Origin of the sequence: Corallococcus sp. AB038B (genome assembly GCF_003668955.1) — a bacterium.
In the GTDB taxonomy this organism is placed as follows: Bacteria; Myxococcota; Myxococcia; order Myxococcales; family Myxococcaceae; genus Corallococcus; species Corallococcus exiguus.
In genome coordinates, this window is sequence record NZ_RAWO01000011.1 from 329435 (window position 1) to 347160 (window position 17726).

At 66.2% G+C, this 17726-nt stretch carries 18 protein-coding genes and 1 tRNA gene; 11 read left to right on the top strand and 8 right to left on the bottom strand.

Going from position 1 to position 17726, the window contains the following annotated elements; translation table 11 throughout:
* Nucleotides 1-148: 148 nt before the first annotated feature.
* The gene (locus tag D7Y04_RS33070; protein WP_121761883.1) at nucleotides 149-820 is read left to right on the top strand and encodes a VOC family protein; all 672 of its coding nucleotides are present in this window, start codon (nucleotides 149-151) and stop codon (nucleotides 818-820) included.
* A gap of 161 nt (nucleotides 821-981) precedes the next feature.
* Here D7Y04_RS33070 and D7Y04_RS33075 read toward each other — a convergent pair whose 3' ends face one another.
* The 3 genes from D7Y04_RS33075 to D7Y04_RS33085 all read right to left on the bottom strand — a co-directional run bounded on the left by D7Y04_RS33075 (nucleotide 982) and on the right by D7Y04_RS33085 (nucleotide 3745).
* Nucleotides 982-1491, bottom strand: coding sequence for an SRPBCC domain-containing protein (locus tag D7Y04_RS33075; protein WP_121761884.1), 510 nt, complete (start codon nucleotides 1489-1491; stop codon nucleotides 982-984).
* 64 nt (nucleotides 1492-1555) lie between these two features.
* A complete protein-coding gene (locus tag D7Y04_RS33080; RefSeq protein ID WP_121761885.1) occupies nucleotides 1556-2398 on the bottom strand; it encodes an alpha/beta hydrolase in 843 nt (280 codons plus the stop codon).
* A 99-nt stretch (nucleotides 2399-2497) separates the two neighbouring features.
* The gene (locus D7Y04_RS33085; RefSeq protein ID WP_121761886.1) at nucleotides 2498-3745 is read right to left on the bottom strand and encodes a sterol desaturase family protein; all 1248 of its coding nucleotides are present in this window, start codon (nucleotides 3743-3745) and stop codon (nucleotides 2498-2500) included.
* Nucleotides 3746-3812: 67 nt separating this feature from the next.
* Between D7Y04_RS33085 and D7Y04_RS33090 the strand changes: the two genes are divergently transcribed.
* A complete protein-coding gene (locus D7Y04_RS33090) occupies nucleotides 3813-4400 on the top strand; it encodes a Crp/Fnr family transcriptional regulator (protein WP_120575021.1) in 588 nt (195 codons plus the stop codon).
* A gap of 195 nt (nucleotides 4401-4595) precedes the next feature.
* Nucleotides 4596-5003, top strand: coding sequence for a hypothetical protein (locus D7Y04_RS33095; protein WP_233601676.1), 408 nt, complete (start codon nucleotides 4596-4598; stop codon nucleotides 5001-5003).
* Nucleotides 5004-5017: 14 nt separating this feature from the next.
* Here the strand turns inward: D7Y04_RS33095 and D7Y04_RS33100 are convergent, their stop codons facing one another.
* On the bottom strand, nucleotides 5018-5593 hold the full coding sequence (locus D7Y04_RS33100; RefSeq protein ID WP_121761887.1) for a hypothetical protein: 576 nt from the start codon (nucleotides 5591-5593) through the stop codon (nucleotides 5018-5020).
* 286 nt (nucleotides 5594-5879) lie between these two features.
* On the opposite strand from D7Y04_RS33100, the gene D7Y04_RS33105 reads away from it, so the two are divergent.
* The 7 genes from D7Y04_RS33105 (at nucleotide 5880) to D7Y04_RS33135 (ending at nucleotide 15540) form a co-directional block, all read left to right on the top strand.
* A complete protein-coding gene (locus D7Y04_RS33105) occupies nucleotides 5880-6893 on the top strand; it encodes a hypothetical protein (protein ID WP_233601677.1) in 1014 nt (337 codons plus the stop codon).
* 214 nt (nucleotides 6894-7107) lie between these two features.
* Nucleotides 7108-7890: a hypothetical protein gene (locus tag D7Y04_RS33110; RefSeq protein WP_158627631.1), complete on the top strand. Its 783-nt coding sequence runs from the start codon at nucleotides 7108-7110 to the stop codon at nucleotides 7888-7890.
* Nucleotides 7887-9932, top strand: coding sequence for a putative metal-binding motif-containing protein (locus D7Y04_RS33115; RefSeq protein WP_121761890.1), 2046 nt, complete (start codon nucleotides 7887-7889; stop codon nucleotides 9930-9932). Before D7Y04_RS33110 ends, D7Y04_RS33115 begins: the two co-directional genes overlap by 4 nt.
* A gap of 158 nt (nucleotides 9933-10090) precedes the next feature.
* Nucleotides 10091-10164, top strand: a tRNA-Asp gene (locus D7Y04_RS33120).
* 168 nt (nucleotides 10165-10332) lie between these two features.
* Nucleotides 10333-11904 carry a serine hydrolase gene (locus tag D7Y04_RS33125; protein ID WP_121761891.1) on the top strand — a complete coding sequence of 524 codons (1572 nt, stop codon included), beginning with the start codon at nucleotides 10333-10335 and terminating at the stop codon, nucleotides 11902-11904.
* Nucleotides 11905-11990: 86 nt separating this feature from the next.
* Nucleotides 11991-13799 (top strand): VCBS repeat-containing protein, encoded by a 1809-nt coding sequence (locus D7Y04_RS33130; RefSeq protein WP_147477244.1) that lies wholly within the window; start codon nucleotides 11991-11993, stop codon nucleotides 13797-13799.
* A gap of 292 nt (nucleotides 13800-14091) precedes the next feature.
* Entirely contained in the window at nucleotides 14092-15540 is a 1449-nt protein-coding gene (locus D7Y04_RS33135) for an NAD(P)/FAD-dependent oxidoreductase (protein ID WP_121761893.1), read from the top strand.
* Between the two features lie 26 nt (nucleotides 15541-15566).
* Here the strand turns inward: D7Y04_RS33135 and D7Y04_RS33140 are convergent, their stop codons facing one another.
* The 4 genes from D7Y04_RS33140 to D7Y04_RS33150 are packed head-to-tail and all read right to left on the bottom strand — an operon-like array spanning nucleotide 15567 to nucleotide 16252.
* Complete coding sequence (locus tag D7Y04_RS33140; protein WP_370457261.1) at nucleotides 15567-15704, bottom strand: hypothetical protein; 138 nt, start codon at nucleotides 15702-15704, stop codon at nucleotides 15567-15569.
* Complete coding sequence (locus D7Y04_RS45255; protein ID WP_171805178.1) at nucleotides 15704-15910, bottom strand: hypothetical protein; 207 nt, start codon at nucleotides 15908-15910, stop codon at nucleotides 15704-15706. The genes D7Y04_RS33140 and D7Y04_RS45255 overlap by 1 nt, the downstream gene beginning before the upstream one ends.
* A 3-nt stretch (nucleotides 15911-15913) precedes the next feature.
* Nucleotides 15914-16003, bottom strand: a complete 90-nt coding sequence (locus tag D7Y04_RS33145) for a hypothetical protein (RefSeq protein ID WP_158627632.1) — start codon at nucleotides 16001-16003, stop codon at nucleotides 15914-15916.
* 42 nt (nucleotides 16004-16045) lie between these two features.
* Nucleotides 16046-16252: a hypothetical protein gene (locus D7Y04_RS33150; RefSeq protein WP_121761895.1), complete on the bottom strand. Its 207-nt coding sequence runs from the start codon at nucleotides 16250-16252 to the stop codon at nucleotides 16046-16048.
* A 234-nt stretch (nucleotides 16253-16486) separates the two neighbouring features.
* Between D7Y04_RS33150 and D7Y04_RS33155 the strand changes: the two genes are divergently transcribed.
* Entirely contained in the window at nucleotides 16487-17647 is a 1161-nt protein-coding gene (locus tag D7Y04_RS33155; RefSeq protein ID WP_121761896.1) for a hypothetical protein, read from the top strand.
* The last annotated feature ends 79 nt before the right edge of the window (nucleotides 17648-17726 follow it).

The window sequence follows — 17726 nt, forward strand, 5'->3', positions numbered from 1 at the left end:
GTAGAGGCCAAGTACGCCTCCCGAGCGCCTGGCCTGGGCGCCTGCATTGTCTTCCCTCGCGTCCATATACAGGGTTGACCTACGCGCTCAGCGATGAGGAAGCCCTCATGCGCTCGTCCGCACGCGATGCCATTGCCAGGAGGCAGCCATGAGCACCACCGCAACCCGGAGTCAGGATGCGACCACCGACGCGCGCGCCGGGAAGGTCGACATGAAGTTCGAAGCCGCCGTCATCCCCGTCTCGGATGTCGACCGCGCGAAGGCGTTCTACGGGAAGCTTGGGTGGAGGCTCGACGCCGACTTCCGTTTCGATAACGGCTTCCGGGTCATCCAGTTCACGCCGCCTGGCTCGGGGGGCTCCATCCAATTCGGGACGAACGTCACGTCAGCCGCGCCCGGCACGGCCCAGGGTCTCTACCTGATTGTCTCCGACATCCAGGCCGCGCGAGACGACCTCGTCCGCCGCGGTGTCGAGGTCAGCGAGGTATTCCACGCCGGGAAGCCAGGGGCTCAGTTCGGCGCGGACGGCCGGTTGAGCGGGCCCGAGCCCGGTCAGGGCAGCTACCGCACCTTCGCCTCGTTCAGCGACCCCGACGGCAACGGCTGGCTGCTGCAGGAGGTCACGACGCGGCTGCCCGGCCGGGTCGACCCCGCCGAGACGGCGTTCGGCTCCGCGAGCGATCTGGCGAGCGCGCTGCGACGCGCGGAGGCCGCCCACGGCCAGCACGAGAAGCGCACCGGGCAGAGGGACACGAACTGGCCTGACTGGTACGCCGCGTACATGGCCGCGGAGCGGGCCGGGACGGAGCTGCCGACGTGAGTCAGACCGATTATCACGGCCTTTGACGCGACCGACTTTGAACGGCTCGGGAGGTTCTCTGACGAGTTCCCCACGCCGATTGAACACGTGCTGGTCACGGGACCCGGCTGGCGGGAATCGACCTCGACAAGGCCCGCCGTCGGTGGACCTGTCGGACGAGGTCAAGGTGGAGCGGGGGCTTCACCCTGAGCGCCTCCCCACTGGCGCACCTCGAGCTCCAGCTTGTCGAGCGCTCCGTTCCAGCCGTCGATGCAGTCGTCCCGTTCCTCCTCCGAGTGAAGGCCCTCGTGCACAAGCGTCAGCTTCGTGCCACCCGATTGCTCGTCGAAAGCGACGGTGACTTGAGAGGGGCCACTCTTTTCGATCTCCCAGGTGAACGACACCTTCCGGCCGGGCTCGAGCGCTCGGAATTCGCCGGTGAAATCGTAGGTGTCGCCGTTCGGCGCGTGGGTGACGACCCGATACCTACCGCCGCCGCGCAGCTCGAACGTCCGCACGTCGCTCGTGTCACCCGCGTTGGGCCCCCACCAACTGGCGACCTTCGTAGGATTCACCCAGAAATCGAACGCCTTACTTGGAGTGACAGGAAGCTGTCGTTGAAGCGTGAGGCTGTGTGTACGAGGCATCGGAGTCCCTCCAGGTGGCAGGTGGACGGACTCAACGGTGTTCATTGCCCATCACTGTATCAAGGCGTGAGGAGCGGCCCGTCGCTTGCCTGGTCACCTTCCGCGCTCATCAACGGCAGCCAACCGCTTTGAAGATCAGCTCGGTGACGGCTTCGGGGTGACTCATCATCGCAACGTGTGAGCTGCGAATCTCGACGGTACGGGCGCGAGCGCGCCGGGCCATGAAGCGTTCGGCTTCGGGCGGGATGGTGTTGTCGTCGCGGGCAACCATGTACCAGGACGGAATGACCTTCCACGCAGGCGGTCCGGATGGCTCATTGAAGACAGAGGCCGCGGCCGGGCGCTGACTCGATGCCCCCACCGCCGCGTCCTTCTCACGGAGGTCTGCCGCGAAGAGTTCCTGGAAGAAGGCGGGGTCGATATATGCGTCGGCGTCCGAGGTTCCACCCCCTGGGAACGGGCGCAAGATGAGGTGCTCGCCGAGTTCGGAATGGCCGCCACCGAGTGTGTTCGCCTCCGAGATGGTCTCCCCCTCGTCGAGTGCATACGCGGCGATGTACACGAGCGCCTTCACGTTCGTATTCCCGGTGGCTGCGTTCGTGATGATGGCGCCACCGTAGGAGTGGCCGACCAGGACGATGGGACCGGTAAGGGTCCCCAGGAAGTACCGCAGGTACTCCGCATCACCCGAGATGCTTCGCAAGGGATTCGCGAACGCGTGGGCCGTGTAGCCTTGTTTCTGCAGCCGCTTGATCACATCGGCCCAGCCGGATGCGTCGGCGAATGCGCCGTGGACAAGGACGATGGTGGGCTTGCGACGACAGCCGGTGCTCCATTCGTCTTCGGCTGCAACGGCCTGGGAGGGAATGGCGCTGACAGCCATCAGTGCCCAGAGGGCATAGAGCAGACCCAACCGGCATACGTTCTGTTGGGTGAATCGCTGAGCGTTCATCGGCCTCTCCGAATGGGCCCGCGCGTGGCGCGGGACGGCGCGGAAGGTGGGGGGCCGACACGACCGCGACAACCCAGACCGGGGTCCAGGCCTGATGACTCAGCTTGGATAGGGATTCGACTGGGGCCCCCGGGCAGTGGCCCCCCGCGCCACGCGCAGCCACACCAGCGAGACCATCAGCCACGCCGCCGTGAGCGCGCTCCATGTCTGGGGCGCGCTGGCCCAGACCAACCACAGCGTCACGGCCACCCCCATCGCGAGCACCCGGGCAAGCTCCAGTGGCTCGCTCCACGCCTTCGACTCCAGCATCCCGCTCCAGGCGGTCGCCATCGCCCAGAGCAGCAGGCTCAACGCGACCTTCTGCCAGCCGGAGAGCGGCGAGGCATGGTGGCTCACCAGGAGCATGAACGGCATCGACGCGAACAACTGGAAGACGAGGTACCCCCGGACGCCAGGCAGCTCGCGCGAGTGGTACTTCACCTCCGCGCCCTCCTGCTTCCAGTAGCCCAACGTGCGAGGAGGCAGGTCCGCGGGCCGCCAGCCCGTGGGCATCACCCAGAGGCGCAGCCGGTCCCAGTGGCTCTTCGTGGCGACGGCGTCCGCGAAGAGCCGGGCCCACGCCTGGAAGTTGATGACCGTCGGGTCCCAGGTGTTCGCCGGGGTCGTCAGGCCATAGGAGCACGGCTCGGTCTCCTCCTCGTAGGTGCCGAACATCCGGTCCCAGATGATGAGGAAGCCCGCGTAGTTCTTGTCGATGTACGCGTCGTTGCGCGCGTGGTGCACGCGGTGGTGCGACGGCGTGTTCAGCCACGACTCCACCCACCGCGGGAGCTTGGGGATGACCCGCGTGTGGGGGATGAACTGGAGCACCAGGTGGAAGGCCACCATCGCCAGCACCGCCTCCGGCGGAAAGCCCACCAGCACCAGCGGCCAGTAGAAGAGGAACGAGAAGAGGCGCTGCGTGACGCTCGCGCGCAGGGCCACCGCGTAGTTGAGCTCCTCGGTGGAATGGTGCGGCGAATGGGCCGCCCAACCGATGTTGGTGCGATGCCCGAAGCGGTGGAACCAGTAGAAGAGGAAGTCGACCCCCAGGAAGAGCGCCACCAGTGACAGCGGCGATGATGCGTCCAGCCGCCACGGCGCGAACTGGCCCAGCTGCGTGAAGAGGGGCAGCACCATCAGGGCCACCGCGATGTTGACGCACTGGTTCATCACCGCCGTGCCCATGCTCGCGATGGAGTCCTGGAAGCTGTAGTAGCCGTTGCGGCGCACCACGCACCAGGCGAACTCGGTCAGGGCCAGGACGATGACGAAGGGCGTCGCCACGGCGTAGACGTTGATGGACATGTCTCCGGTATATGGTCCCCCGAGCGGCCTGCGCCTTAACCCAGGTCAAGCCAGGGTCCTGAGAGACGTGAGATTCCCCAAGCTCTTCGAGCGCCTCGCCACGCTGGCCCCGCTTCCTCCCGAGGAATGGGCGAAGGCCGAGGCCGTGGCGAAGGAACAGTCGCTCGCGAAGCGGGAGTTCTTCATGCGTCCGGGGGATGCGGCGGACCGGTTCGCCGTGGTGCTCCAGGGCGTCTTCCGGGGCGTGCGCGTGTCACCACGCGGGGGCGAGTCCATCAAGGCCTTCCGCGCCGAGGGCGAGCTGATTGGCGCCTACGCGGAGATGTTGCAGCGGAAGCCTTCGATGACCGCGATTGAAGCGCTGGAGCCGAGCCGCGTGCTGGTGTTCCAGACGCGGGACTTCCAGACGCTGGAGCAGGGCCACGTGTGCTGGGAGCGGCTGGCGCGTCGGGTGGCGGAGCAGCACTTCCTCCTCAAGGAGCGCCGGGAGCAGGAGTTCCTGGAGCTGTCCGCGGAGGAGCGGCTCGTGAACTTCTGGGAGGAGCATCCGCACCTGAAGGGACGGATTCCCCAGCGTGACGTGGCGGCCTACCTCGGCATCACCGAGGTGGGCCTGAGCCGCATCGTGTCGCGGCGGCGCAAGCGCACCGATTGAGCAGCGAGCCCGGACGCAACGACACACAGTGCGGGGTCGGGTCGATCAACAGGACGCTTCGTGGAAATTTGATACAACCGGAGTCGAAGTTTTCATCCATCCCTCCGCGATAGATGGAGGTTGGCTGGCGAGGAGGCCCGCCTCTACGCTCGCCCGATGACCCGACTGCTTGCAGCGTTGATCCTTCTTCCTTCGATGGCCTTCGGGCAGGTGCGCATCGATGTGAAGTTGCCTGACATCGTCTTCACGACCCCGCCGCCACTCGTCGTCGTGCAGCCTGGCGTGCAGGTGGTGGAGGACTACGACGAGGACCTCTACGTCGTGGACAATGTGTACTGGGTGCGCCGCGATGGGCGGTGGTTCAGGGCGCGCGACTACCACGGAGGCTGGGAGTACGTGGAGGAGCGGCGAGTCCCCGTCACCGTCGTCAAGGTGCCTCCCGGCCGTTACAAGCGGTGGAAGCACAAGAAGAAGCATGTTGCCGTGCCCGCGTCGTACCATGAGCGCGACCACCACCGGGACCGGGACCACCATGATGATCACCACGATGATCATCACGACGACCACCACAAGGGCGGCAAGGGCAAGGGCAAGAAGAAGTAGCCCGCCCTCCAGCTCTAAAGCTTGGGGAATTTGACGACGGCGGTGGTGACCTTGACGAGGTCGTAGGACTCCTGCCGGTTGAGCAGGTTCGTCTGCTGCGCGACCAGTTGCGCGCGGAACTCCACCTGCCGCGCATCGTGGTCGAAGAGCGCGTAGACGACGTAGTACCGCGCCTTGCGGACCATCGTCTCCTCGTCGACCGAGAGCTGGATGTCGTCCGGGTTCAGGCTGCTGTCGACGACGCACTTGAAGCCGGCAAGCTTGTGCAGATTCTGCGAGGCGCTGTCAGTGCGCGCCTCGTGCCGGATGAAGATGCGGCCATCCTGGAACTTGTACCAGAGGCTGCAACCACTCAGGTTCGCTGTGAAGAAGTACGCGAGGGTGTCGGTCGTGAGATCGATATCGCCCTCCGTGACGTCACCGGTCTTCCACGGCAGGTAGAAGGCATCAGGGGACTCGCTCTCCTTGAGCGTGGCCAGCTCGCGGTCTTCCAGCTCATCGAACGCCACCGCGTAGGCCCCCATCCCGGAGCCAGGAGCTGGACCGAGGATGAGCGGCTTCTGCTTCTGTCTGCCGGATGCGTTTCCCATGAGGCTCCTTGAGCGTCACGCATTCATAGCAGGAGGCCCGGCCGTCCGTTCCATCCAGGGTGGAGTGCCTTCATCTATGCTTGGGGCCGTGAACACATCAAGACTGAAGCCGTGCGCATTCCTGGCGGTCTCCTTCTGGCTCGCATGTACGGGTCAGCTCGGCCAGGACGTTCCCGCGGAAGGCCCTCCGGATTCAGGCGTGCATCCCCAGGACGACGCTGGGACACAGCAGGACGCCGGGGCTGGTGACGCGGGCGTGCCGGATGCTGGCAGCCCCGATGCTGGGATGTCCTCCATCACGAGCGCCCGGGTCTTCTTCTCCGGACACAGCCTGCTCGACAACCCCATGCCCGACCATTTCGACGACATCGCCACGAGTCGAGGCAAGGACTTCAACTGGAACCAGCAGAACGTGATTGGTTCACCCCTGCGGGTGCGAACCTGGGGCAATAACGGATGGGAGGGGTACCGCTCGGGCAAGAACCGCTCGGGAGACAGCATGAACGTGGTCCAGGAGTTGTTGTCTCCCCAGACGCTGGGCCCAGGAGAGAAGTACGACACCCTTCTCATCACCGAGCGGCATGACCTGCTGGGCACCATCGAGTGGGAGAACACCATCGGCTACCTGCGGCACTTCCATGACCGCTTGATCGCCGGCAACCCGCAGGCCGTTACATACTTTTATCACACGTGGCTGGACATCGATAAATCCAACCCGTCTCAATGGATGACCTATGAGAAGAACGCCCGGTCTGCCTGGGAGTGTGTGTCTTCCAAGGTGAACCTCACGTTGCAGAATGATGGACGGTCGGACCGCGTCGTTGCGCTCCCTGGGAGCACGGCCCTGGTCCATCTGGTGGAGCGAGTCATCGCGAACGAGGTGCCTGGCATCACCGGTTCGACCTCGCAGAAGCTCAACGTGCTCTTCAGCGACAACGTCCACCTGACGTCCCTGGGGGCGTACTACATGGCCGCGGTCCACCATGCGTCCGTGTTCCGGGAGTCGCCCGAAGGGGCCCGGGTGCCGTCTGGAGAGAACGCGACGACCGTCCGGGCCCTCCAGCGTATCGCGTGGGAGTTCGTGAGCGCCTATTACGCGCAGCCTGGCGCGGGCGAGCGGACGATGGAGGACTGCCGCACGCGAATCCCTCGGGACGTCTGCCCTGGCTTCTGGGGGATCCTCGGGAGTCCCCAGAACGTCGAAGGCTGCCAGCGCTTCTTCGGCAACGCGGCTCCGGGTCAGGGTGGGAACCCCTTCGTCTGGCCCGATCCGAACTGGCAGCCGTTGCCTGCTCCGTAGCCACGGCGCGGGCTTGGGGCAGTGCCCCGGAAACGAAGACGGGTTGGGAGGGGATAGTGGACGGCTCTCATTTCCCCTCCCATGCTCCCCATGTTAGGGAGCCGCCCGGTTCCGGGAGGAATTCATGCGTTCATGTCAGACATTGGGGCCACCCCTCTGCTGGGTCTTACTTGTCATCCTACCGTCAGTCGGGCTGGCGGCTCCAAGCAGCCAGGTGAAGCGCCATCTGGAGGCCATCGCAAGCCTCTACGAGGAACTCGAGTTTGAAAGCGCCCTCGACCAACTCGCCACGGCACGGCGGCAGGTGAGCGGACCGGATGACGACTTCGAGCTTTCCCTCTGGGAAGGCCTGCTCATGGCGGAGTTGAGCCGGACGGAGGAGTCTGCCGCTGCCTTCACGGCAGCCCTGTTCCTGCGGCCGGACGCCCAGCTCCCCGTGAAGGTGTCGCCCAAGGTGTCGAACCAGTTCGAATCGCTGCGGAAGGCCGTGAAAAGCACACAACTAACGCGCCGTGGCGTTCCCAATCCCTCGCCCGCGCCGCGGCAGGCGACGGATGCACCGCGTGACGTGCCTCCGCCGTCCGCACCGCCTCGAATCGCCTCCCCGTCCAGCGTCGGGACGGCATCGGCGCCCACCGCGCCCCCGCTCCAGGTGACACAGGAGACGCGGACGAGTTCCTTGCGATCCAAGGCCTATATCCCCGCGATCGCCGGCGGCGCGCTCACCGTCGCGGGTGGGATTTCCTGGGCCCTGTCTCGTGGAGAGCTGTCAAAGCTTCGCAACGCGGACCCGTCCCTGGCGAACTTCGCGGACATCGACCGGGCCGCGTCGCGTGGGCGAACACTACAAGCCGCGGGTGTAGGCCTGCTGGGGGTCGGTGTACTTGGGCTGGGGTTGGCGACGGGCATGTATCTGATCGGTGCTCCCGAGAAGAACCTCGCCATGCAAATGGGGACGGATGGACGGTCGGCGCTCGTGTACGGGAGGTGGCCATGAGCTTCATTCCACTGCGGGCAGCGATGGCCATGTTCGTGCTCGCGAGCGCGGCCTGTGCCGACTTCGACCTGGAAAAGCAGAAGCTGTGCAAGCAGTACCCCGAACGGTGTGACGAGCTGGACGACACGTCCGGAGCGCTGAACGTCACCCTCGGATACAGCGGCTTCATGCGCGGATGCGTCACGGTGACCGCCACGGACGCGGACAACGCGGGGAACACGAGGAGCCTCGACGTGGCAATCCCTGGCAAGACGCCGGGCACCGTGTCGGTGACGGTGTACCGGAAGAAGAACTGGGGCCGCATGCTGAGCGTGACGGCGCAGCTGCGTGAGTTCGACTGTTCGGGCCCCTTGGTGGGCGACCCGCAGAAGACGAGGGCTCAGGTTCCCGAGGAGGGCACACTGGACGTGCCCTTCACCGTGAGGGCCATCGATGCGGATGGGGACGGCTACTTCAGCAGCGCCGATGCTGAAGGTGTCGTCAGCGGCACTGACTGCAATGACGGGGACCTCGCGGTGAACCCCAGCGCCACGGAGGTGTGCAACGGGAAGGATGACAACTGCACCCTCGGGGAGTCGGACGCGATCGACAAGCTGAGCTGGTACACGGACGTGGATGGGGACGGCTACGGAAGCACCGAGGTGAATGCCTGTGTCCTACCTACAGGGGCCGTGACAGCTGGCGGTGACTGCAACGACAGCGATGCGCAGGTCCGGCCCGATCGGGCGGAGTTTCGCTGCGATGGCAAGGATGACAACTGCAATGGCATGAACGACGAGGACTTCGGCGTCGGCAACAATTGCATGGATGAACTCAAGTGCGTAGGCACGGTCGCGTGTGCCCCCACTCCGAGCCAGACAGCTTGTGTGCGACTCCCAGGGGCGAACCCGGCGATCTGGTACGTGGATGGCGACGGCGACGGGTCCAAGGGCCAGGCTGCGGGGATGGGATGTGAGCCCCCCGTGGCTGGCGCCGCCACCCCATCCGACGACTGCGATGAGAGCTCTACCTACGTTCGGAATGGGCTGCCGGAGGTCTGCGACCGGCTGGACAACAACTGCGTCGGCGGCGTGGATGAGGGGTGCGCTCCCCTCACTTGGACGACAGACGAAGGGGCTCTCGGACCCACGGATAGGCTGAATTCCATTGCCCTTTACGACCAGGGGCAGAAGGGATGGATCGCGGGCCCGAACAAGCTCGCTCATCTGGACAGCGCGAGCCCTGGCATCAAGGAGTTCACGAGTGGCTCTTGTAGGAAGTCCTGGAATGCGGCCTGGGCAGCCCAGGATGGTCGGGTCTTCGTCGTCGGAGAGGACGGGTGGCTGTCGACGCGGAAGTTCGTCGAAGCCAATGAAGAGTGCTTCACGCCGCAGGTGCCGACCGACAAGAACAATACGGACTTCAATGGCATCTTTGGGATTGATGACCCCGCTGTCGGTGCCACGATCTTCGCGGTCGCGAGCAACGGAAAGATCTATCGCTGGGCTTCGCCCTACATCAACGCAAGCGACCTGGTTGAGATCGCGCAGGTCCCCGCGAACCTCCGTGCAATTGGGGGCTTGAAGTCAGTGGATTCACTCATAGCGGTAGGCAATGCGAACGCGGACCTCAAGGCACAGGCCTATCGTGTCAACTCGACAGGAACCACATGGGCGGCTGAGCCTCTGGGGGCTTCGGATACAGCCTTCATGAGATCGGTGCATGTCCTGAACGGTCATTACGCATACGCAGCGGGCGACAATGGGCGGGCCTTCGAGTGGACCGACGGAGCAGGCTGGCATCCCCTGCCGCAGCTCCCGATTCCCAACGGTGCGCCGGGTGTCCCGGATATCCTGGACGTGCTCTCCTTCAGCAAGAATGGCATCTATGCGGTGACGACCGCGAACACGATCGCGTTCTTCAATGGCAGCACCTGGAGCACCGTGCACACCGCAGCGCAGACATTGAGGTCGCTGGACGGACCCAGGCCTACCCGGTTTGCCGCAGCGGGCGACGGCAGCACCATTGTGAACTTCACGGCTCTTGCGCCGCTGGCGCCCTGAGCCACCCGAAACCGGCTGGAATCGCGCGTCGAATCCCTCGACGCGCCTCCCCGGCCAGGCTCTCGTGGGCCGCCCAACCGCTGAACCCGCGGCCCAGCAGGAGGGCGCTCATTCCTCTTGTGCTCATCCAGGGATCAGCGGTAGATCGGCGCCGTTACGGGGAGTTAGTTCAGTTGGTTAGAACGCCGGCCTGTCACGCCGGAGGCCACGGGTTCAAGTCCCGTACTCCTCGCTACTGAGAAGGGCCCGGAATCGAAAGGTTCCGGGCCCTTCGCTTTTCAGGGCCTCTGACCACCAGCTCGCCACCGGCCGGGTCGAGCACCAGGGCGCGTCCCGGACCGGCAATCGAACGAAGGGGCAGGCGTACACCTCGCGTCCCACCCCTTCCTTCGGTGAACCCATGCGCCCTTCCCTGTCCCGCCTCGTGCTCGCGGCCATCCTGTTCAGCCCGGGAGGTGCGGCCCTCGCGGCGGAGGGGACGAAGAAGCCCGCCACGCAATGGTTGGCCAGCCCTGCTCAGGCGACCCGCGCGGCGCGAGTGGAGGCCGGCCTGGCCCCGGTCGTCATCGAAGGCGAGAAGCCCCAGAGCCTGACGCTCCCGCAGTGGATGGCGCTGTACCGGATCCCCGGGCTGAGCATCGCCGTCTTCGACAAGCACTCCATCGTCTGGGCCAGGACCTATGGCGTGAAGGAGGCCGGTGGCTCGGAGCCCGTCACCCTGGAGACGCTGTTCCAGGCGGGCTCCATCAGCAAGCCGGTGACCGCCCTGGCGGCGCTGCACTTCGTCGAGGCCGGCAAATGGTCGCTCGACGAGAACATCAACGACAGGCTGCGCTCGTGGAAGGTCCCCGAGAACGACTTCACGAAGGAGCAGAAGGTCACCCTGCGCCGGCTGCTCAGCCACAGCGCGGGGACGACCGTGCATGGCTTCCCCGGGTACGCCGTCGACGCTCCCATGCCCACGCTGGTGCAGGTGCTGGAGGGCGCGGCGCCCGCGAACACCGGCCCGGTGCGCGTCGACCTCGTCCCCGGGACGAAGACGCGCTACAGCGGCGGGGGTACGTCCATCGTCCAGCTGATGATGGTGGATCAGCTCCAGAAGCCCTTCCCCCAGGTCATGCGGGAGACGGTGCTGAAGCCGCTCGGCATGAGCAGCAGTTCCTACGAGCAGCCCCTGCCTCCGGCCCTCGCCGCCAGGACCGCGACCGGTACGTACTCCAGCGGGAAGAGCGTCGCGGGCCGCTGGCACGTGTACCCGGAGATGGCCGCGGCCGGACTGTGGACCACGCCGTCCGACCTCGCGCGGGTCGCACTGGAAGTGTCCAACGCGAAAGCGGGGAAGTCCAAGCGCGTGCTGTCGCAAGCGATGACGAAGCAGATGCTGACGCTGCAGTCGGAGCGGTTCGGGCTGGGCTTCCAGGTGGAACCCGGCACCGACCGCTTCTGGCACGGAGGCGCGGACGAAGGCTTCCAGGCCGCGTTCATGTCCTTCGGTGACACGGGCAGCGGCGTGGTCGTCATGGCCAACTCCGACAACGGATTCCTGCTCTTCGACCGCCTTATCGCCAGCGTTGCGGCCGAGTATGCCTGGACCGCGTTCAAGCCCGAGCCCGTGTCGCCGTCCGCCCAGGTGGATGTGCTCATGCGGTTCAAGGGCATCGACACCGCGCTCGCCTGGTACACCGCGAAACATCGCGAGGGCGTGAAGGGCCTGGAGTCGGGGCAGCTGAACCAGCTCGGCTACCGGCTGCTGGGCGACGGCAAGGGCGCGGAAGCGGTGCGGGTGTTCGAAGCGAACGTGAAGCTCTTCCCCACGGATGCGAATGCCTACGACAGCCTGGGCGAGGCACAGCTCCAGCTGGGACAGAAGGAAGAGGCCATCGCGAGCTACAGGAAGTCACTCGCACTGGATGCGGGCAATGCCAATGCGGTGAAGGTCCTCGAGAAGCTTGGCGTGCCCACCGGAAAGTGAGCGCAGGGCCAGCACCGGCTGCTTGAGGGCTGAGGCAGCGATTGCAGCCCTTTGACATTCCGCGCAACTGCGGCGAACCTGGAAAGATGAGATTTCCACATGCCTTCGCCCTGAGTGTGTCCTGTCTCATTCTCGCCAGTCCTGCCCACGCGGCGCCCACCCAGAACAAGTTCGTCACCATCTTGTATGAGACGTGGGCGGACTATTGGCTGTCAATCTTCGGGCCGGCGAATACGTGGTGCCGGCTGCCAGCCCCCTACGACGCGAGCTGCCCGGTGGCGGATCAATCGGTGGCGGAGTGCCCGTACACGTCCTTCCACTGGTGGGGTGCGCCAGCGCTGTTCAACGGGGACATCAACCAGTACCGCTTCCGCAAGGCGGACGGCACCGCGAACAACGCGCTCATCGACAATCACGCGAGCCTCCTTGCCGCCGCCGGAATCGACTTCATCACCATCGACTACTCGAACAGCAACCTCGGGGACTCGCGTTTCAACAACGCCACCCTCACACTGCTGACACGCTTTCGAGACCGGATGGCCGCGGGCCAGGCCACACCGAAGGTGGCCTTCTTCAACTCGGGGAGTTCGCACTCGACCCTCTACAACACGTTCTACACGGCGTTCCCCGCCAGTCTCTTCTTCCACGTCGGCGGCAAGCCGCTCCTGATGTCCAATGACTGCACCGGAGCGACCCAGTTCACGTGCAAGCCCATCGCGGGATTGCAAAACAGCACCGCCACCTGGTCGTTCAAGGAGCGCACGCCGCAGCCGTACTACTCGAGCAACGGGTGGCCCGAGGAGATCTCCGTGGTGCCGGCGACCCAGGCGGACTACATCAACAGCTGCCTCGGCAATGCGCTGGGGCGCCGTGGTGGGGCCACCCTGAACGAGCAGTGGTCGAGCGTGACGGGCAGCAACCCCACCTACGTCTTCGTGACCGGCTGGAACGAGTGGGGCTCTCAGAACGTGAACCCCGGCAACCTGTCCAGCCCGTATCCGCGCCTGCGCCCGCTCCTGACCGACGAGTGGAATCCGGAGTTCTCATCGGACTTCGAGCCGATGTATGGCGGACACGGCACGTTCTATTACGACCAGCTCAAGGCGAAGGTGGCGCAGTACAAGCGCAATGCCCCGAACTTCGTGCTCCGGAGCATCAGCTCAGGCAACTGGTTGTTCAAGTACTACGCGGGCGGCAACGACCTCGGGGGCTCGAACTTCACCACGACGTTCCCGTGGGCGGCCGGAAGCCAGTTTCAGCCCATCACCGGCGACTTCGACAACGATGGGTACAGCGACATCGCCGTGCGAGATGTACTCAACGGCGTGTGGCACTTCGCGCGGCGAATCGCTCCGTATGTGTACTCGCACACGGTGAGCTTCACCTGGGCCGCGGGCGCTCAATTCCAGCCCCTCGTCGCCGACTTCGATAACGACGGGCGCACCGACATCGGCCTGCGCGACACCACGACCGGCGCCTGGCACTTCGCCCGCCAGGTCGGGCCCTACACGTACGCGCACAACAACAGCTTCACGTGGGCGGCCGGGGGGAACTACCAGCCTTTCATCGGCGACTTCGACCAGAACGGCCGTACCGACATCGGGCTGCGCGATACCGCCAGTGGCGCGTGGTACCTCGCGCACTGGGTCGCCCCCTATACCTATTCGAACGCACTCACGTTCTCATGGGCAGCGGGTTCGAACTACCAGCCCATCACCGGCGATTGGGACGGAGACAGCAGGCAGGACATCGGCCTGCGTGACTCCACGACGGGAAACATCTTCCTGCTCAACAACAGCGGGACGTTCTCGTTCGGGAATCAGGAAACCTACAGAGGCCCCTCCGGCGGCGACTACCAGCTTCTCATCGCGCCGAATTCGCCGAACGGGCCGTGAGCCCCGGCACTGTCAAAGCGTAGGAGCGAGTTTCCCCAGGGCCCGGCACTTCTCAAGCGATGCCGGGCGGCGGAGTCTGCTGGCCTGGGCGGAGCCGTAGCGGCTCGCTCGCTCCGTCGCTCTCTCGGGCGAGCGCTTCGTCCAGGGTGGCGGTGAAGCTTTCCAGCCCCGGGGCCGAGAGGGCATGTCAGACCGGTGATGTGCAATCTCCTCGGCGGGGGCGAGCGGCTCTGGGGAAGGCGGACCCCTCTGACCCGCAGCGCCACGACATGAAACCTTGGAGGCTTGGGACTTGGAAACCCCTGGACGCAGATTCGGAAGCGCCGTGGTCATCGGCAGCAGCATGGCGGGGCTCCTGAGCGCGCGGGTGCTCGCGGACCACTTCGACAAGGTGACGATGGTGGAGCGGGATGTCCGGGTGGAGGGGCCCGCCGCGCGCAAGGGTGTTCCGCAAGGGCCGCACATCCACGTGCTGTTGGACACGGGCCGGCGCATCCTCGACAAGTACTTCCCGGACCTGTTCGAGCAGCTCCAGGTCCAGGGCGCCGAGTTCATCGACTCGAGTGGAGACCTCGCCTGGCACCACTTCGGGGTGTGGAAGCTGCGCCACACCAGCGGCATCCCCGGGCTGTTGTGCACCCGGCCCCTGCTCGAGTGGAATGTCCTGCGCCGGGTGAAGACGCGGCCCAACGTAGCGGTGCGCGAGGGCTGCTCCATCGAAGGGCTCATCTCCGACGAGAAGGGCACGGGGCGCATCACGGGCGTCCGGGTCAAGACACCCCAGGGCGAGGAGTCGTGGGAGGCGGACCTCGTCGTGGATGCCAGTGGCCGGGGCTCGCGGATGCCTCAGTGGTTGGAAGCCATCGGCTACGCGCGCCCGGAGGAAGAGCAGGTCATCGTGGACCTTTCCTACACGACGTGCCTGCACGAGCCGCCGCCCCACTTCCAGAAGGAATGGAAGGCGCTCTTCCTCTATCCAAGTCCTCCCAAGGCCTGGCGCGCGGGTTTCATCTCACACGTGGAGGGAGGCCGGTGGCTCGTCACCCTCAATGGCTACTTCGGGGAGCACGCGCCCACCGAGTACGCGGGGTTCCTCGAGTACGCGCGCTCACTGACGCGTCCGGACCTGTACAACTCCCTGAAAGAGGCCACGCCGATAGGGCCCATCTCCCAGCACAAGGTGAAGGACTGCCGGTGGCGGCACTACGAGAAGCTGCCCCGCTTTCCCGAGGGGCTGGTCATCCTGGGAGACGCCGCGTGTGCCTTCAACCCCCTCTACGGGCAAGGCATGTCGGTGGCGGGGCTTGGCGCGGAACTGCTGGACACCTGCCTTCGCGAGCAGTCTGAACGAGGCGAGCTATCGGGCCTGGCGCAGCGCTTCCGCGAGCGGCTGCCTGAAGTCATCCGGCTCCCGTGGCTGTTGGGCACGGGCATGGACCTGCTGTATCCGCAGGCCGTCGGGAAGCGGCCCTTCGGGCTGGGCTTGCTGCACTGGTACATCCTGCGGCTGATGGAGCGCACGTCGACCGACGCACACGTCCATCGCCAGTTCTACCGGATACTGCACCTGCACGCGGGGCTGGAGGCGGTCCTCCAGCCCTCCGTGGCCTTGCCCGTGTTGGGCCATGGCGTCATGTCGCTCCTCCGCCCTCTCGAGCGGCTGGCGAATACCGAGACACGGCCTCCCCCTCTCACGCCCCCGCGTCCAAGCCCTGTCCCGGTCCAGAAGTCCACGGAGTAGCCGCCGCGGCCCGGGCCCTCGATGCGTCAGGAGGTCGCGGGGGCCCTGGCGGCGGCGCGGGCTCGCTTGAGCGCTCGGGCCGTGGCATCCAGGAACTCGTTGCTGCCCTCGGCCAGGTCGACCGCGCGGGCGTCCACCCAGCTCTGCAAGGAGTTGTGGGCCATCACCGCGGGGATGGCGACGAGATGAGCAGGGAAACGACAGACATCACGACCATCACGATGACGATGAGCCACGCGAAGAGGCCCATGTATTCCCACAGGCCCAGACGTTGCAGGGCAAACACCGCTCGCAGGAAAAGGGTGAGGACGTCCGAGAGCAGCCCCTTCTCCTTCAGCAGTCCCCATCGCACCCGGTGCGGAAAGGACAACGTCTACTTACGGTAGGGCACGTGCGGCAGCACCCGCTCCACCAGGTGCACCGCCGTCACCTGCGCCCGCTTCGCGTTGCAGGAGGGGCACACCCCTCGCCCCTTGCACGAGAAGGCGATGAGCAGTTCGTCCTTTCAGCTCTCGCAGCGCACCCTCGCGAATCCGTGCACCAGCACGCCGCACTCCAGGTACCTGGCGAAGTCCCGCTCCACGTACCGGGGCAGGCCGCGCCCCACGTCGCTCGCCTCCGCCAGCAGCGTGGCAAGGTTCTCCCTCACCGCCTCGTACAGCACCGTCTCCTCCGGCTGCCTCCGCCGGTACGGCCACCCCCGCTCCTCCACCTGCCCCTCCCCAGCTCCACCTCGCCAGGGCACACGCTACTGTCAGCCTCCCACGAGCTTCTCGTGAGCCCTGCGAGACTGAGGAACTCGGGCCGCTCGCGACCGTGAGCGGGTTGCCCCTGGTGGGCCGCATGTGCCCCCAGTGTGCTCCTCCAGCAGTGGTGAGCGCAGGCGCTCTGCCGCCCGTGGGTGCCAGCGCCGTGCGCCTCGACTGGAGGCGCTACAGTCTCGCGCATGATCACGGGTCTCTCCGCCCTTGAAACGACCGACTGGTCCCGCCTGCTTCATGCCTATGGTCGCGCCACGGACGCTCCCGGCCACCTGCGCGCGCTGGTCGAAGGCGATGAAGCGTCCCGGGACGCGGCGCTGACCTACCTGGACTCCGCCATCCTCCATCAGGGCACGCCCTGGACCGCGACGGGCCCGGTGACGTGTGTTCTCGCGGGGCTGCTCGCGGAGCCCCGGCTCGACTCCGGAGGGCCCCGGCTCCGGATGCACGTGCTCGCGTTCCTCTCGGGCGTCGCCCAGGCCGTCGGAGACCATTGGGCGTCCCGCCAGGAACAGGAACGCCTGGCCCGCTACGACCTGGCGCCGCTGCTCGACGCTGGCGACGACGAAGCCCTCTACCAGGACGAGGAGGCCGCCAACTCTCTCTACGCCACGGCATTCCTCGGGTGTGCCGAGGCCGTGCCGCTCCTCGTCGAACCGGTGCTCGCCAGCCTCGACCACCCGGATTCCGGCGTCCGCGCCCAGGCCGCGACGACCGCGGCCTGGCTCGCCCGGGTGCCGGAGGCGTTCGGGGACGCACAGCGGGAGGTGCTCGCGCTGCGACTGACCGCCCTGGCTCAGGCCACCCCGAACACCGACGAGCGCTCCACACTGGTGCTCATGCTGGGCGAGCTGGGAGAGGCCCCCTCGGCGTTCCTGGAGGACGCCTCTCCGGCGGTGCGCGTCTGCGCCGCGATGGCGAAGGGTCTGGAGACGAACGAGGCCGCGACCCGGGAGCTGCTCCAAGCGCTGGAGCACCACGCCGCCCAGATGGACGACTGGTTCAAGGAGCGCCCGCCCCCGTTCGAGATGCGCCCCCGCTTCTACGTGCTGGAGTGCCTGCTCGAGCGAGTGAAGGACTTCGACCGGCTCCTCCCCGCGGCCGTCACAGTGGCGCGCGTCACGACGAAGTACTGCGTCGACCGGGAGTGGGGCCCGCTGCTGGCCGCGGCCTTCCCGGCGGGAGATGGACAGGTGCGGACGGACGCACAGCGGCGCTTCCTCTCCGAGCTGGTCGCGAACGCGGACCTCTGGGATCCGACGTTCGGCAATCCCGGGCAGTGGTTCCGGAAGGCCGGGCTGACGTACCAGCGGAGTGCCTGCGCGGAGCGGCTCTCCGGCCCCTGAGCAGGGCTCCCATTCAGCCTATACTTCATCGCGGCGATAGCGTGCCGCACCTCGGACCATCCCCTCTCAATAGCAGGTA